This is a genomic window from Telluria sp. ZT3P25 (genome assembly GCF_059685895.1).
Map to the genome: position 1 here is coordinate 205928 of NZ_JCASIJ010000002.1, position 16256 is coordinate 222183.

Below are 16256 nucleotides of genomic sequence, written 5' to 3' on the forward strand. Positions count from 1 at the left end.
ACATATATCGCGGTTATGAGCGCGCGCGCTAGATTCATTGGCAGTGCGTGCCTGCTGCCCCTAAGCTCCCTGTCCCCACCCGAAAAAAAGAGTCCGGCATGCAGCACATAATCGTCATTGGCGGCGGCGTCGTTGGCCTGGCATCCGCCTGGTGGCTGCTCGAAGCTGGCCACGAGGTCACGCTGCTCGAGCGCGCGCCGGACGTGGGCAGTGGCGCCAGCTACGGCAATGGCGGGCAGCTCAGCTACCGGTACGTGGCGCCGCTGGCCGACGCCGGCATCCCGCTCAAGGCCTTCAAATGGCTGTTCCAGGCCGACGGCCCGTTGCGCTTCCGGCCGGAAGCCGACCTGCGCCAGTACCGCTGGCTGGCCAGCTTTTTGGCCCACTGCCGCGCCGACGTCAACCGCCGCACCACGGCCAAGCTGCTCGAGCTGGGCGACCTGTCGCGCCGGGCGATGGCCTCGCTCTCGCTGGTCGTGCCGCCCGAACGCTTCAGCTGGCGCGATGCCGGCAAGCTGGTGGTGTTTCGCACGCGCGCCGCGTTCGATGTCGCCGCGGCCAAACCGGGCGCCGGCCAGATCTGGTCGCCCGAAGAATGCACCGCGCACGAACCCGCACTGGGCGCGGCCCAGCACCTGCTGGCCGGCGGCATCTACAACCCGGGCGAAGCCGTGGCCGACTGCCACGCGTTCTGCGTGGCGCTGGCCGAGCGGCTGGGCGAGCATCCGCGCTTTCGCGGGGTCGTCAACAGCACCGCGCTGGGACTGCGTGCAGAGCGGGGCCGCATCACCGGCATCGACACCGTTGGTGGCCTGGTCACGGCCGACGCGTATGTGCTGGCCGCCGGCATCCAGAGCCGCACGCTGGCCGACACGGTGGGCATCTACCTGCCGCTGTACCCGCTCAAGGGCTACAGCCTGAGCGCGCCGATCCGCCAGGACGACATCGCACCGGAGATCAGCGTGACCGACTTCGAGCGCAAGGTGCTGTATGCGCGCATCGGCGACCGGCTGCGCGTGGCGGCGATGGTCGACATGGTGGGCGAGGATGTCTCGCTCGATGCCAAACGCGTCGCGGGCCTGACGCGCCTGGTGCGCGAGACGATGCCGCGCGCGGCGGATTATTCGCAGGTGTCGGCGTGGGCCGGATTACGGCCAGCGACGCCGGGCAGCGCGCCGATCATCGGGGCCACGCGCTACGACAATCTGTGGCTCAACGTCGGGCACGGGCCGCTGGGCTTCACGTTTGCCTGCGGCAGCGCGGCTGTGCTGGCGGATCTGGTGCAGGGGAAGGCGCCGCCGTTTGCGCTCGATGGCTTGACGCTGCGTGGTTAGTACTATATTTAGTACGCAATTTAGACCTATGGTGCTATGATCAGCGATCGACCAGCGGAGGCATCATGAACTTTTCCAACATCCAACCCATCAGCTATTTGAAAACGAATACCAGCGATGTGGTCAAGTTGGTTCAGGAAACCCATGATCCCGTGGCCATTACTGTCAATGGCCGGGTGCAGGCAATCGTTCAGGACCCGGTGAGCTATCAGAAGACGCAGGATCAATTGACGATGCTACGGCTTCTTGCCCATGGCAGGAAGCAAATTGAAGACGGCAAGGTCACCGGTCATGATGATTTTTTTGCGCAACTGGATGCACAAAACAACGCGCCCTGACAGATCATGAAGATCATCTGGACCGAATCTGCCCAGGACGACCTGCTCACGATCCGCCAATACCTGAAGCAGTCCGAATCACCGGACTACGCCAGAAAGGTGACGCAGCAAATCCGCGATGAAGTGGCATCCCTGATGCAATGGCCAAATAAAGGGACGCTCGTAGGCGAGCTGGAAGAGCTCAACCTTCCCCGATACCGTCAGCTTCTGGCCGGTCAACACCGCATTATTTTTGAGTGTGGCGATCGTGAATGCTTTTATATTTACATCGTTTGCCATACGAGCCGCGATCTGGCAGCACTGTTACGTCGACGAATCCTGTCGAGTTAGCCGGCTGGTCTCGCGAGGCCTTCCCGAAGCACCCACCTGACCATCGTTGGTGAAATCGCGGATAATTGCCGCCATGCCTCCCCGCCCCACCCCCTCCTGCCCCTGCGGCGGCCCCTCGTTCGACAGCTGCTGCGGCCCGTTCCTGGCCGGTGCGGCCTTGCCGCCCACCGCCGAACAGCTGATGCGCTCGCGCTATACCGCCTTCACGCTGGGCGATGAAGCCTACCTGCGCGCCACCTGGCACCCCAGCACGCAGCCGCAGGAACCGATCGTCGACAACGAGCCCGTCCGCTGGCTTGGCCTGGAGATAAAAACTGCTTTACGTTTACGTCAACGTAAAGCAGAATTGCCGGACGTTCCAGGCGACCACGATCACCCGCGCGACGAAGACCACGTCGAATTCGTCGCCCGCTTCAAGGTGGGCGGGCGCGCACACCGTCTCCACGAGCGCAGCCGCTTCGTGCGCGAAGCCGGCCCCGATGGCGCGCCACGCTGGTTTTACCTGGACGGCAGTTTCCCCGACAAGCAGTAAGCGCTGCCAAGCACCCAGGGCGGCGACAGACCAGAGGACGGCACATGCCCCAGATCGAAAGCAAACTGAACCCGCGCAGCGAGGATTTCAAGGCCAATGCCACCGCCATGCAGGCCGTGGTGGACGACTTGCGCGCGCGCGTGGCGCAACTGGCCCAGGGCGGCGGCGCCGAAGCCAGTGCACGTCACCTCGCGCGCGGCAAGCTGCTGCCGCGCGAGCGCGTCGAACATCTGCTCGATCCGGGTACGCCCTTCCTCGAATTTTCGCAACTGGCAGCCTATGAGATGTATGACGGCGCCGCGCCCAGCGCCGGCATCATCACCGGCATCGGCAGGGTAAGCGGCCACGAATGCGTGATCGTCTGCAATGACGCCACCGTCAAGGGCGGCACCTATTACCCGATGACGGTCAAGAAGCACCTGCGCGCGCAGGAGATCGCCGAGCAGAATAACCTGCCCTGCATCTACCTGGTCGACTCGGGCGGTGCCAACCTGCCGAACCAGGACGACGTGTTCCCCGACCGCGACCACTTCGGCCGCATCTTCTACAACCAGGCGAACCTGTCGGCCAAGGGTGTCCCGCAGATCGCCGTGGTGATGGGCTCGTGCACCGCCGGCGGCGCCTACGTGCCGGCGATGAGCGACGAGTCGATCATCGTCAAGGACCAGGGCACGATTTTCCTGGGCGGCCCGCCGCTGGTGAAAGCGGCGACCGGTGAAGTCGTCAGCGCCGAAGACCTGGGCGGCGGCGACGTGCACACGCGCCTGTCGGGCGTGGCCGACCACCTGGCGCAGAACGATCCGCATGCGCTGTCGCTGGCGCGCACGATCGTGTCGAACCTGAACCGCGTCAAACCGCAGCAGGGCGAACGGCGCGCGAGCGTCGAGCCGCACTATCCTGCGTCGGAACTGTACGGCGTCATCCCGGTCGATACGCGCAAACCGTTCGACGTGCGCGAAGTGATCGCGCGCGTGGTCGACGGCAGCGTGTTCGACGAATTCAAGGCGCGCTACGGCACGACGCTGGTGTGCGGCTTCGCCCATATCCACGGCATGAAGGTCGGCATCATCGCCAACAACGGCATCCTGTTTTCCGAGTCGGCATTGAAGGGCGCGCACTTCATCGAGCTGTGCTGCCAGCGCAAGATTCCGCTCGTGTTCTTGCAGAACATCACCGGCTTCATGGTCGGGCGCAAATACGAAAACGAGGGCATCGCGCGCAATGGCGCCAAGATGGTCACCGCCGTGGCCACCGCTGCGGTGCCGAAGTTCACCGTCATCATCGGCGGCTCGTTCGGCGCGGGCAACTACGGCATGTGCGGCCGCGCGTTCTCGCCACGCTTCCTGTGGATGTGGCCCAATGCGCGCATCTCGGTGATGGGCGGCGACCAGGCTGCGTCGGTGCTGGCCACCGTCAAGCGCGACGGCATCGAAGGCCGCGGCGGCCAGTGGTCGCCCGAAGAAGAAGCCGCGTTCAAGCAGCCGATCCGCGACCAGTACGAGCACCAGGGCCACCCGTATTACGCGTCGGCGCGTCTGTGGGACGATGGCGTGATCGACCCGGCCGATACCCGCACGGTGCTGGGCTTGGGCTTGTCCGCTGCCATGAACCAGCCGATCGGCGACACGACGTTCGGCGTGTTCCGCATGTAAGGGGATGACGATGACTTATGACACCCTGCTTGTGACCGTCGCCGACAAGGTCGCCACCGTTACTCTCAACCGCCCCGACCTGCGCAATGCGTTCAACGAACAGGCGATTGCCGAACTGGCGCGCGTGTTCGATGAACTCGGCCGCCACGACGCCGTGCGCGCGATCGTGCTGGCCGCCAACGGCCCGTCGTTCTGCGCCGGTGCAGACCTGAACTGGATGAAGAAGATGGCCGGCTACTCGCATGACGAGAACCATGCCGATGCCATGCGCCTGGCCGAGATGCTGCGCACAATTTACCTGTGCCCCAAGCCGACGGTCGCGCGCGTCCAGGGCGATTGCTACGCCGGCGGCATGGGCCTGGTGGCGGCCTGCGACATCGTCGTGGCGAGCGAGACGGCCGGTTTTTGCCTGTCCGAAGTGAAGCTCGGGCTGATTCCGGCTACCATCTCGCCTTACGTGATCAAGGCGATGGGCGAACAGGCGGCGCGCCGGTACTTCTTGACGGCCGAACGGTTCGACGCGGTCGAAGCGCAGCGCATCGGTGTCGCGCACACCGTCGTGGCGCCGGAAGCGCTCGACGCGACTGTCGCCGGGATCGTCAAGGCCCTGGTGAACAACAGCCCGCACGCCGTCCGGCAAGCAAAGACACTGGTGCGCGAGATCGTCGGCCAGCCGGTCGACGACGCGCTGCTGCTTGACACGGCGGGCCGCATCGCCGCGATCCGCGCATCGACCGAAGGCCGCGAAGGCGTGGCCTCGTTCCTTGAAAAGCGCAAGCCGACATGGATTAACTAGTATTGGAATTTTATAGTGAAGCAGCAAACCACCTCCTCCGACTGGATCGCGCGCAGCCTGCGCAGCGTCTGGCATCCCTGCACCCAGATGCAGCATCACGAAGAGGTGCCGCTGATCGCGGTCAGCCACGGCAAGGGGCCGTGGCTGTACGACTATGACGGCAAGCGCTACCTGGACGGCATCAGCTCGTGGTGGGTCAACCTGTTCGGCCACGCCAACCCGCGCATCAATGCCGCGCTGAAGGACCAGCTGGACAAGCTCGAACACGCGATGCTGGCCGGCTTCACGCACGCACCGGTAGTCGAGCTGGCCGAACGGCTGGCCGCGCTCACCGGCCATGCGTTGGGTCACGCCACGTTCGCTTCCGACGGCGCATCGGCCGTGGAAATCGCGATGAAGATGAGCTTTCACGCGTGGCGCAATGCGGACCAGTCGTCCAAACAGGAATTCGTCTGCCTGCAGGGCAGCTACCATGGCGAGACGATCGGCGCGCTGTCGGTCACCGACGTGCCGCTGTTCAAGGATGCCTACGGCCCGCTGCTGCGCGCATCGCACGTGGTGAGCGCGCCCGATGCCCGCAACGCCTTCGAAGGCGAGACGGCGCAGGACGTCGCGCGGCGCGCGATCCTCGAAGTGAAAGCGCTGTTCGAAGAACGGGGCGACAGGATCGCCGCCATCATCGTCGAGCCGCTGGTGCAGTGCGCCACCGGCATGGCGATGTACGACCCGCTGTATCTCAAGCTCCTGCGCGACCTGTGCGACCAGCACCGCGTGCACCTGATCGCGGACGAGATCGCGGTCGGCTGCGGACGCACCGGCACCTTCTTCGCCTGCGAACAGGCCGGCATCTGGCCGGACTTCCTGTGCCTGTCCAAAGGCATCAGCGGCGGCTACCTGCCGCTCTCGCTCGTGCTCACGCGCGACGACATCTACCAGGCCTTCTACAGCACCGACATCACGCGCGGCTTTCTGCACTCGCACTCGTACACCGGCAATCCGCTGGCCTGCCGTGCGGCGCTGGCCACGCTCGACATCTTCGAAGAAGACGATGTGTTGAACCGCAACCGCGAGCTGGCCACCAGGATGACGGTGGCGCTGGCGCCGCTGGCCGACCATCCGCGCACGCGCCACTTCCGCCAGCGCGGGATGATCTTCGCGTTCGACGCGGTCGAACCGGATACCGATCTTGCCTCCACCTTCGCGCGCCGCTTCTTTTCGACGGCGGCCGAGAACGAACTGCTGCTGCGCCCCATCGGCCGCACCGTGTACCTGATGCCGCCGTACGTGCTGGACGACGAAGAAGTGGCAGGTCTCGCCGCGCGCACGATCAAGACGTTCGAATCCGTCATCGCGGGGTGATGTGATGGATCTCATCGCCACCATCGACCGCCAGCTGGACACGCTGGCCGCGCGCAGCCTGACGCGCCGTCGCCGCATCACCGATGGCGCCTGCGCGCCGCGCCAGCTGGTCGACGGCCGTGACCTGCTGGCCTTTTGCAGCAACGATTACCTGGGCCTGGCCGCGCATCCGCAAGTCATCGAAGCGCTGCGCGAAGGCGCGCAGCTGTACGGCGCCGGCAGCGGCGCCTCGCACCTGGTGTCGGGCCACAGCCGCGCGCATCATCTGCTCGAAGAAACGCTGGCCGAGTGGATGGCGCCGCACCTCGAGCAGGCGCGCGCGCTGACGCTGTGCACCGGCTATATGGCCAACCTCGCGATCCTGAGTGCCCTGGGTGTGGATGCCGATGCGATGATCTTTTCCGAGGCGCTGAATCACGCCTCGCTGATCGACGGCGCCCGGCTCGCGAAAGCGGGCGTCACGGTCTATCCGCATGGCGACGTCGAGGCGCTGACACAACTTCTCGCAGCCAGCAGCGCCAGCACGAAGATCGTCGTCACCGACAGCGTGTTCAGCATGGATGGCGACCTGGCGCCGCTGCCGGCGCTGCTGGCCGCATGCGAGCGCCACAGCGCCTGGCTGGTGGTCGACGATGCCCACGGCTTCGGCGTGCTGGGCCAGAACGGGCGCGGCGCACTGGAACACTTCGGCCTGCGCTCGACCAACCTGATCTACATGGGCACGCTGGGCAAGGCCGCCGGTGTCGGCGGTGCCTTCGTGGCCGCGCACGCCAGCGTGATCGAGTTGCTCATCCAGCGCGCGCGCCCGTATATCTACACGACGGCCTGCCCGCCGGCGCTTGCACACGCCTTGCTCGCCAGCCTTGCTATCATGGGCGGTGACGAGGGCGCCGAACGGCGTGCACATCTGGCACGACTGGTCGAGCAACTGCGCGGTTCGCTGCACCTGGAACGCTGGGAACTGGCGGCGTCGACCACCCCGATCCAGCCCGTCATCATCGGCAGCAACGACGCTGCGCTGCACGCCGCCAGCCGCCTGCATGAGCAGGGCTTGTGGGTGCCGGCGATCCGCCCGCCGACCGTGGCGCCCGGCACCGCGCGCCTGCGTGTGACCTTGTCCGCCGCCCATGCCACGCATGACGTGGCGCGGCTGGCGCAGGCGCTCAACGAACTGGAAAGGCCGCACCATGAACAATCTGAATGAAACCGATGCACCGGTCATCGTGCAACCCGCACTGGACCCCGAGGTCGACCTGACCGAGCTCGACGAGCCGGTGCTGGAACCTGAACTCGAACTGCGCGCCGACGATCTGCCAATGCGCTTTGCGTGCTTCGTCACCGGCACCGATACCGAGATCGGCAAGACGCTGATCTCGGCCGCCATCCTGCACAAGCTCGTGGCCACGGGCCAGCGCGCCTGCGGCATGAAGCCAGTGGCGGCTGGCGCTGAACTGCGTGACGGCGCGCTGCACAACGACGATGCCGACCAGCTGATCGCCGCCGGCAACGTGCATCTGCCGGCATCGCTGACCACGCCCTACCTGCTGCGCGAACCGGCCGCGCCGCACATCGCCGCCGCACTCGAGGGCGTGACGATCGAGCTGGTGCCGATCCTGGCCGCCTTTGCCGAGGTCCAGGCCGCGTCCGACGCGGTCGTGGTCGAAGGCGTGGGGGGCTTTCGCGTGCCCTTCAACGACGACTTCGACAGCGCCGACCTGGCCGCACAACTGAACCTGCCCGTGATCCTCGTCGTCGGCGTGCGCCTGGGCTGCATCAGCCATGCGCTGCTGACGGTCGAAGCGATCGTGGCGCGCGGCCTGGTGCTGGCCGGCTGGGTCGCCAACACGGTCGACACGGACATGCGCTTTGCGCAAGAAAACATCGAGGCGCTGGCACAGCGTATCCCGGCGCCGCTGCTGGGCCGCGTGCCACGCCTGAACGAACCGACGGCTGCTGCGGCAGCCGAATTTATCGACCTCGCCGGACTGCCAGGCTGGCCGTCCACGCGGGTCTAGTTTTTGAAGGAACCGAAATGACCAATATGAACACTGTCGCCCTGCACCGCCCAACGGCAGCCATCAAGCCGCCCGAGAATGCAACCTGGCCGCTGGCCGACGTGCTCGCGCTGTTCGACCTGCCGTTCACCGAACTGATGCACCGCGCGTCGACCGCGCACCGCCTGAACTTCCCGGACGGCGACGTCGAACTGGCGACCCTGTTGTCGATCAAGACCGGCGGCTGTGAAGAAGACTGCGGCTACTGCCCGCAGGCGGCGCGCTACGACACGGGCGTGGAAGCCAAGAAGCTGCTCGACATCGAAACCGTGCTCGACGCGGCGCGCGCAGCCAAGGCCAGCGGCGCAACGCGCTTCTGCATGGGCGCGGCCTGGCGCAGCCCGAAAGAGCGCGACATGGACAAGGTCGAGACGATGGTGCGCGAAGTCAAGGCGCTGGGGATGGAAACCTGCGCCACGCTGGGCATGCTCGAAGCCGGCCAGGCCGAACAGCTCAAGCGCGCTGGCCTGGACTACTACAACCACAATATCGACACCGCGCCGGACTTCTACAACAACGTCATTTCGACCCGCGAATACCAGGACCGCCTGGACACGCTGGGCCGCGTGCGCGAAGCGGGCCTGAAGGTCTGCTGCGGCGGCATCGTCGGCATGGGCGAAACGCGCGAACAGCGCGCCGGCCTGATCGCGCAACTGGCGAACCTGAACCCGTACCCGGAGTCGGTGCCGGTCAACCACCTGGTGCAGGTGGCAGGCACGCCGCTGCACGGCATGGACAAGCTCGACCCGATCGAATTCGTGCGCACTATCGCGGTCGCGCGCATCACCATGCCGCAAGCGCGCGTGCGCCTGTCGGCGGGCCGCCGCGAAATGGGCGAAGCGGTGCAGGCCATGTGCTTCATGGCCGGCGCCAACTCGATCTTCTACGGCGACAAGCTGCTGACTACCGAAAATCCCGAGGCCGACGACGACCGCGTGCTGCTGGAAAAACTGGGCCTGAAGACCCGCGCCGCGACGCTGGACTCGGCGCCGAAGGAAGCCTGCAGCTGCTGAATGTCGTATTAAGTGCAGTACTAAGCGCAGTATCCGCGCGGCCGGGGAGACACGGCCGCGCAAGCATCACCCGAACAACCATAAGCGAAAGATAACGCGCATGTTCACCAAACTCCTCATCGCCAATCGTGGCGAGATCGCCTGCCGTGTGGCCGCTACTGCGCGCCGCATGGGTATTCGCACCGTCGCCGTGTATTCCGAGGCCGACGCCGGCGCCAAGCACGTCGCGGTCTGCGATGAGGCCATCCTGATCGGCCCGGCCGCTGCCCGCGACAGTTATCTGCGCGGGCAGAAAATCATCGAGGTCGCCAAGGCCACCGGCGCGCAGGCGATCCACCCCGGCTACGGCTTCCTGTCCGAAAACGCGGAGTTTGCCGACGCCGTCCACGCCGCCGGCCTCGTGTTCGTGGGCCCGCCCGCATCATCGATGCGCGCGATGGGTTCGAAGTCCGCCGCCAAGCAGCTGATGGAAAGCGCCAATGTGCCGCTCGTGCCGGGCTACCACGGCGACGAGCAGGATCCCGCGTTCCTGCGTCAGCAGGCCGACTGCATCGGTTACCCGGTGCTGCTCAAGGCCAGCGCCGGCGGCGGCGGCAAGGGCATGCGCGTGGTCGAGCGTTCCGAAGACTTCGAAGGCGCGCTGGCCTCGTGCAAGCGCGAAGCGATTTCCAGCTTCGGCGACGACAAGGTGCTGGTCGAGAAGTACCTGATCCGCCCGCGCCACATCGAGATCCAGGTGTTTGCCGACAGCCTGGGCAACTGCGTCTACCTGCACGAGCGCGATTGCTCGGTGCAGCGCCGGCACCAGAAGGTGCTGGAAGAAGCGCCCGCCCCCGGCATGCCGCCGGAGCGGCGCGCCGCGATGGGCGAAGCGGCCGTGAATGCTGCGCGCGCCGTCGGCTATGTCGGCGCCGGCACCGTCGAATTCATCGCCAACCAGGACGGCTCGTTCTACTTCATGGAGATGAACACGCGCCTGCAGGTCGAGCATCCGGTGACCGAAATGATCACCGGGACCGACCTGGTGGAATGGCAGTTGCGGGTCGCCTTTGGCGAAGCGCTGCCGAAACAGCAGCATGAACTGGGCATCCACGGCCACGCGATCGAAGCGCGCGTGTACGCCGAAAATCCCGAGAAGGGTTTCCTGCCGTCGATCGGCACCTTGCGCCATATGGACGTACCGCGCGCGGTCGCGTTCGAGCTGGGCAGCGACGGCGCCAATCCGGCCGCCGTGCGTGTCGATTCCGGCGTGCGCGAAGGCGATGCGATTTCGCCGTTCTACGATCCGATGATCGCCAAGCTGATCGTTTGGGGCGCGGACCGCACCCAGGCGCTGGCGCGCATGTCGCAGGCGCTGAGCGAGTTCCGCATCGTCGGGCTGGCCACCAATATCGCGTTCCTGAAACGCCTGGTCGAGGGCGAGGCGTTTGCCACGGCCGACCTGGACACGGGCCTGATCGAGCGCCATGGCGCGACGCTGTTCCCGCCTGCCGCACCGGCGCCGCTGGGCGCGCTGGCCCTGGCCGTGTTCGCGCTGCGCGACAACGCCGCCAACGATGCTGACCCGTGGAGCCAGGCCAGCGGCTGGCGCATGAACGGCGACTATCGCCGCGTGCTGTCATGGTCGGACGAATTCGGCGCCTACCGCGTCGGCCTGACCTACCGCCGCGACGGGCTCGAGATCGACCGCGACGGCCAGGTGCAGCCCGTGGAACGCGTCGGTCGAACTGGCGACGACCTGGCGCTGCGCCTCGGCGAGACGGCCGTCCAGGGCGTCGTGCGCCGCGACGGCGACGTGTTCCACGTATTTACCGGCGGTCAGCATTTCACGCTGACGTACAATGATCCGATGGCCCACGCCGGCGAAGTCGAAACGCTCGGCGGTCGCCTGACGGCGCCAATGCCGGGCAAGGTGGTCGCGGTGCTCGTCCAGGCCGGCGCCACCGTGGTGAAGGGCGAACCGCTCGTCATCATGGAAGCGATGAAGATGGAGCACACGATTGCTGCGCCGGGCGACGGCGTGGTCGAGGACGTGCTGTACGAGGTCGGCGACCAGGTTGCCGACGGCGCGCCGCTGCTGGCCTTCAAGGCGGCGTAAGCAACACCCATAAAAACCACCCTACACGATGAGGGGGAGACATGCGTATTGTCCTGTACCGGGGCGATGGCGTCAGCGAGCCTTGGGAACACGCGTTTGCCAGCGTGCTGCCAGGCGTCGAGACCGTCATCTGGAAAGAAGGCGAGCAACTGGCGCACTGCGATTACGCAGTGCTGTGGAACCCGGCCCCCGCGCTGCTGGCCCAGCTGGGGAGCGTCAAGGCGATCTTCCTGATGGGCGCCGGCGTCGACGCGCTGCTCAAGTTTGGCGATGCCTTGCCCGACGTGCCGCTGGTGCGCCTGGGCGACGCCGGCATGGGCGTGCAGATGGCCGAGTATGTGGCGCATGCGGTGCTGCGCTACTTCCGCCGCTTCGACGAATACGAGCAGCAGGCCAGGCACGGCGCCTGGAATCCGCTGCCGCAGCATCCGAAGGAATCGTTCACGATCGGCGTCATGGGCCTGGGCCGGCTGGGCATGCCGGTGGTCGAGGCGATGCGCCATTTCGGCTTTCCCGTGCGCGGCTGGAGCCGCAGCCCGAAAGACATCCCGGGCGTGCCAACCTATGCCGGCATGGCGCAATTCGGCGAATTCTTGCACGGCACGCGCGTGCTGGTCTGCCTGCTGCCGCTGACGCCAGAGACCACCAACCTGCTCGACCGCCACAATCTGGGCAAGCTGGCGCCTGGCGCGTTTCTGATCAACGTCTCGCGCGGCGCGATCCTGGCCGAGCCCGACCTGATGACACTGATCCGCTCCGGGCACATCGCCGGCGCCACGCTCGACGTGTTCCGCCACGAGCCGCTGCCGGCCCAGCACCCGTTCTGGAACGAGCCGCGCATCGCCCTCACCCCGCATATTTCGGCGCTCACCATGCGCCAGGACGCCGTGCGCCAGATCGTCGCCAAGATCGACACCCTGGAACGCGGCCAACCGGTCGACGACCTCGTCGATCGCCAACGTGGATATTAAGAAATGACACCCCTGCCAACCAAGGTCAAGATTGTCGAAGTCGGCCCCCGCGACGGCCTGCAGAACGAAAAAGAAGCGCTCGGCGCCGACGTGAAAATTGAACTGGTCGAGCGCCTGGCGCGCGCCGGCTTCGTCAATGTCGAGGCGGCGGCGTTCGTCTCGCCCAAATGGGTGCCGCAGATGGCGACGTCCGCCGAGGTGCTGGCCCGCATCGAACGCCGGCCCGGCACGATCTACTCGGCGCTGGTGCCGAACATGCAGGGCTTCGAGGCCGCGCTGGCCGGCAAGGCCGACGAGGTCGTGGTGTTTGGCGCAGCGTCCGAGGCGTTCTCGCAAAAGAACATCAACTGTTCGATTGCCGAGTCGATCGCGCGCTTCGAGCCGGTCGCGCGCGCTGCCAGGGAGCACGGCCTGCGCCTGCGCGGCTCGATCAGCACGGCGTTCGGCTGCCCGTACCAGGGTGCCGTGTCGCTGGACGCTGTGGGCGACGTCGTGGCGCGCATGCGCGACCTGGGCTGTGACGAGATTGATATCGCCGACACGATCGGCGTGGCAACCGCGCGTCAGACGCAGGCCGTGATGCTGCGCGCAGCGCAGGAGTTTCCGATGGACCAGCTGGCTGGCCACTTCCACGACACCTATGGCCAGGCGCTGGCGAACATCTATGCGGCGCTGGAAGTGGGCGTGGCGATTTTCCACTCATCGGTGGCGGGTCTGGGCGGCTGCCCGTATGCCAAGGGCGCAACCGGCAATGTGGCGACCGAGGACGTGCTGTATCTGATGCAGGGGTTGGGCATCGAGACGGGCGTGGATCTCGACCAGGTGGTCGATACCGGGCTGTTCATCTCCGCGCAACTGGGCCGCAAGAGCATCAGCCGCGCCGGCAATGCGCTGGCGGCCAAACGGGCCGGTTGACCTGCAGGCCCCCGGTGTGCCGGGGGCTGTTTCAAGGAAAACGGCCGCACAACGAAAAAAGCCGACAACTCACGTTGTCGGCTTTTCTCTTAATGCTGGTCGGAGTACAAGGATTCGAACCTTGGACCCCCTGGTCCCAAACCAGGTGCGCTACCGGGCTGCGCTACACTCCGAAGAAGCAAGATAATACCGGCTTGCCGTCACTTGGTCAAGGATTTCGCGTCAAAATCCTCACTCACCCCGGATCTGCAGCGCCCGCTCATACAAGGCATTCTTCTTGCGCCCCGTGATCTGCGCCGCCAGATTGGCCGCCTGCTTCACGCTGCATTCGGTGAGCAGGATCTGCAGCACGCGCTCGGCCTCGATGTCTTCAGCGTCGCTCGCTTCCACTGCGCCCTCGACTAGCACGACAAATTCGCCCTTCTCGCGGTGCGCGTCGGCCTTGACCCAGACCAGCGCCTCGCCCAGCGTGCAGCGGTGGATTTCCTCGAACATCTTGCTCAGTTCCCGGGCAAACACGACCTGGCGGGTCGGCTCGAATGCGGCCACCAATGCTTCGACGCAATCGACGATCCGGTGCGGGGCCTCGTAGAACACGAGCGTGGACGTTTCGCGCGTCAGGGGCGCGAGCGCCGTCTCGCGGCCCTTGGCCTTGGCCGGCAGAAAGCCGACAAAGTGGAAGCGGTCATTGACCAGGCCGCTGGCCGACAGTGCTGTGATCGCCGCCGACGGGCCCGGCAACGGCACCACGTTCAGGCCCGCGGCGCGCACGGCATCGACGATGCGCGCACCCGGATCGGACACCCCCGGTGTGCCGGCGTCGGACACCAGCGCCACGCGCTGGCCGGCGCGCAGGCGCTCGACAATCTTGTCGGCCACTTCGCGCTCATTGTGCTGGTGCGCCGCGATCGTGCTCTTGCTCAAACCAAAGCGTTGCAATAACGCGCCAGTCTTGCGCGTGTCTTCACAGGCGACGACGTCGGCCAGGGCCAGCAGGTGTAAAGCGCGCAGGGTGATGTCGGTGACGTTGCCAATCGGAGTAGCCACGACATACAGCGTTGCGGTAGGATAGGACTGCTGGGCCGCCTCGCCCATGACGGGAAGTCGGGCGATGTCGATGGTCTGCTGTTCTGTCATATAGGGTTCCGATGCTGAAGAAAAAAAATCTCACGGGCTTGATTGCCGCCTCACTCACGACAATGCTGGCCGCGTGCGGCAGTACGCCCCTGCCACCCGATACCGGTTGTGGCATGCCAGGCGGATTGTGCGGCCCAGGCGCGTCAGTGACAAGCCCTGCGCCAATCGCACCTGCTTATACACCACCTGCGCCGCGTTCCGATAGCGGTGTCCAGACCAGTCCGGTCGAATTGCCGCCGAGCGCCGACGGCAGCACGCCAAGTGCCGCGGCGGCGCCAAGTGGCCCGACCGTCCGTGTCGCGCTGCTCCTGCCCCTCGAATCGCAGGCGCTGGCCCAGCCGGCCGAAGCGGTACGCGCCGGCTTCATGGCCGCGTACGACCAGCAGCGCGGCGGCGTTACCGTCAACCTCGTGCCCACCGGCGACTCGTCGCAGGCCGCGCTCGACGCCTACCGCATGGCGGCCGCAGAGAACGACATCGTCGTCGGTCCGCTCGCGCGCCCTGCCGTGGCGGCCCTGGCCACGAGCGGCGCCGTCACCAAGCCGACCATCGCGCTGAATCACCCGCAGGTGGCGGCCGCGCTGCCGTCCAAGATGCTCGTCATCGGCTTCTCGCTCGAAGACGAAGCGCGCCAGGTGGCCGACTGGGCTGCGGGCGAGCAGCCATCCGGCCAGGCACTGGTGCTGACCGGCCGCGCCACCTGGCAGCAGCGCCTGTCGGGCGCCTTCAGCGCGCGCTGGTCCGAACTGGGCCGCACCCAGAACACGGTCGAACTGCCCAATGCCGGTGGCTATGTCGACGGCAATGCGCTGGCCGACCTGCGCGCGCGCCTGCAATCGCAGCCGCCGCAACTGGTCTACGCGGCGCTCGACGCCAACAGCCTGCGCCAGGTGCGCAGCGCGCTCGGCACCTCGACGCCCACCTATGGCACGGCCTCGGTCAACCCGGGCCGCGACCCGGCCAGCATCCCGCCTGAGCTGGTCGGCGTGCGCATCCTCGACCTGCCATGGACCGTGCAGGCCGATCACCCGGCCGTGGCAAGCTACCCGAGCTGGAGCAGCGGCGGCCAGGGCCTCGATCTGCAGCGCCTGTACGCGCTGGGCATCGATGCCTACCGCATCGCACGCGAGCTGTCCCTGCGCCCGTCCGGCGCATTCGAGCTCGACGGCGCCACGGGCCGCCTGTCGATCGACATGGGCCAGGGCGCGCGTGCGTTCCGCCGCGTCGAGACCGGCGTCGTCGTGCGGGATGCGATGCCTGGCGCCGATGGCGCCGCTGTCACCGGCCGCGTGTTCGAAGCGGTCTCCACCGGCCAGTGACATGTGGCCCGGGCGCCTGTCCCAACGGCAGGCCCAGGGCCACCAGTATGAACTTGCCGCTGCCACTTTCCTGCGCCGCCACAGGCTGGCGCCGGTGGAAGAAAACTTTCGCTGCAAGGGCGGCGAAATCGACCTGATCATGCGCGACGGCGCCACCCTCGTGTTCGTCGAGGTACGCCAGCGCGCCAGCAGCGCACAAGGCGGCGCCGCAGCCAGCATCACACCGGCCAAGATCCGGCGCCTGGTCTGCGCGGCCCAGGTGTACCTGCTGCGCTTTCCTGTCACCCCGCCCTGCCGCTTCGACGTCATCGCTATCGATGGCGAACAGATCGAGTGGCTGCAGAACGTGATTGAAGTGTAAGCAATTTTTACCGACCTTGCCCAGTGCCCCTTGCTACTACACTATAA

The 16256-nt window shown here is 66.5% G+C and carries 16 protein-coding genes and 1 tRNA gene; 15 read left to right on the forward strand and 2 right to left on the reverse strand.

All coding sequences use genetic code 11. The annotated features are described in order from the left end of the window. Positions 1 to 98 precede the first annotated feature (98 nt). The 13 genes from AC56LY_RS19415 to AC56LY_RS19475 all read left to right on the forward strand — a co-directional run bounded on the left by AC56LY_RS19415 (position 99) and on the right by AC56LY_RS19475 (position 13392). Positions 99 to 1334, forward strand: a complete 1236-nt coding sequence (locus tag AC56LY_RS19415; RefSeq protein WP_499582371.1) for a D-amino acid dehydrogenase — start codon at positions 99 to 101, stop codon at positions 1332 to 1334. Positions 1335 to 1399: 65 nt separating this feature from the next. After that, positions 1400 to 1672 carry a type II toxin-antitoxin system Phd/YefM family antitoxin gene (locus AC56LY_RS19420; RefSeq protein WP_499582372.1) on the forward strand — a complete coding sequence of 91 codons (273 nt, stop codon included), beginning with the start codon at positions 1400 to 1402 and terminating at the stop codon, positions 1670 to 1672. A gap of 6 nt (positions 1673 to 1678) precedes the next feature. Beyond that, positions 1679 to 2002, forward strand: a complete 324-nt coding sequence (locus tag AC56LY_RS19425; RefSeq protein WP_499582374.1) for a type II toxin-antitoxin system RelE/ParE family toxin — start codon at positions 1679 to 1681, stop codon at positions 2000 to 2002. 73 nt (positions 2003 to 2075) lie between these two features. Then, entirely contained in the window at positions 2076 to 2534 is a 459-nt protein-coding gene (locus AC56LY_RS19430; RefSeq protein ID WP_499582376.1) for a YchJ family protein, read from the forward strand. A 44-nt stretch (positions 2535 to 2578) separates the two neighbouring features. Beyond that, a complete protein-coding gene (locus AC56LY_RS19435; RefSeq protein WP_499558687.1) occupies positions 2579 to 4186 on the forward strand; it encodes a carboxyl transferase domain-containing protein in 1608 nt (535 codons plus the stop codon). 10 nt (positions 4187 to 4196) lie between these two features. Continuing rightward, complete coding sequence (locus AC56LY_RS19440) at positions 4197 to 4982, forward strand: enoyl-CoA hydratase/isomerase family protein (RefSeq protein ID WP_499582378.1); 786 nt, start codon at positions 4197 to 4199, stop codon at positions 4980 to 4982. Between the two features lie 15 nt (positions 4983 to 4997). After that, positions 4998 to 6341 carry an adenosylmethionine--8-amino-7-oxononanoate transaminase gene (gene bioA / locus AC56LY_RS19445; protein ID WP_499582380.1) on the forward strand — a complete coding sequence of 448 codons (1344 nt, stop codon included), beginning with the start codon at positions 4998 to 5000 and terminating at the stop codon, positions 6339 to 6341. Positions 6342 to 6345: 4 nt separating this feature from the next. Further along, a complete protein-coding gene (bioF, locus tag AC56LY_RS19450; protein WP_499582382.1) occupies positions 6346 to 7545 on the forward strand; it encodes an 8-amino-7-oxononanoate synthase in 1200 nt (399 codons plus the stop codon). Next, a complete protein-coding gene (gene bioD, locus AC56LY_RS19455) occupies positions 7529 to 8356 on the forward strand; it encodes a dethiobiotin synthase (protein ID WP_499582384.1) in 828 nt (275 codons plus the stop codon). Before bioF ends, bioD begins: the two co-directional genes overlap by 17 nt. A gap of 26 nt (positions 8357 to 8382) precedes the next feature. Continuing rightward, complete coding sequence (bioB, locus tag AC56LY_RS19460; RefSeq protein ID WP_499583451.1) at positions 8383 to 9408, forward strand: biotin synthase BioB; 1026 nt, start codon at positions 8383 to 8385, stop codon at positions 9406 to 9408. A gap of 100 nt (positions 9409 to 9508) precedes the next feature. Next, complete coding sequence (locus AC56LY_RS19465; RefSeq protein WP_499582386.1) at positions 9509 to 11506, forward strand: acetyl/propionyl/methylcrotonyl-CoA carboxylase subunit alpha; 1998 nt, start codon at positions 9509 to 9511, stop codon at positions 11504 to 11506. Positions 11507 to 11547: 41 nt separating this feature from the next. Then, positions 11548 to 12477: a 2-hydroxyacid dehydrogenase gene (locus AC56LY_RS19470; RefSeq protein ID WP_499582388.1), complete on the forward strand. Its 930-nt coding sequence runs from the start codon at positions 11548 to 11550 to the stop codon at positions 12475 to 12477. 3 nt (positions 12478 to 12480) lie between these two features. Continuing rightward, positions 12481 to 13392: a hydroxymethylglutaryl-CoA lyase gene (locus AC56LY_RS19475; RefSeq protein ID WP_499582390.1), complete on the forward strand. Its 912-nt coding sequence runs from the start codon at positions 12481 to 12483 to the stop codon at positions 13390 to 13392. Positions 13393 to 13488: 96 nt separating this feature from the next. Here the strand turns inward: AC56LY_RS19475 and AC56LY_RS19480 are convergent. Next, positions 13489 to 13565: transfer RNA gene (locus AC56LY_RS19480), tRNA-Pro, on the reverse strand. A gap of 58 nt (positions 13566 to 13623) precedes the next feature. Further along, a complete protein-coding gene (gene rsmI / locus AC56LY_RS19485; RefSeq protein ID WP_499582392.1) occupies positions 13624 to 14529 on the reverse strand; it encodes a 16S rRNA (cytidine(1402)-2'-O)-methyltransferase in 906 nt (301 codons plus the stop codon). A gap of 146 nt (positions 14530 to 14675) precedes the next feature. On the opposite strand from rsmI, the gene AC56LY_RS19490 reads away from it, so the two are divergent. Beyond that, positions 14676 to 15848 (forward strand): penicillin-binding protein activator, encoded by a 1173-nt coding sequence (locus tag AC56LY_RS19490; RefSeq protein ID WP_499582394.1) that lies wholly within the window; start codon positions 14676 to 14678, stop codon positions 15846 to 15848. A 1-nt stretch (position 15849) separates the two neighbouring features. Beyond that, a complete protein-coding gene (locus tag AC56LY_RS19495; protein ID WP_343025840.1) occupies positions 15850 to 16209 on the forward strand; it encodes a YraN family protein in 360 nt (119 codons plus the stop codon). Positions 16210 to 16256 lie beyond the last annotated feature (47 nt).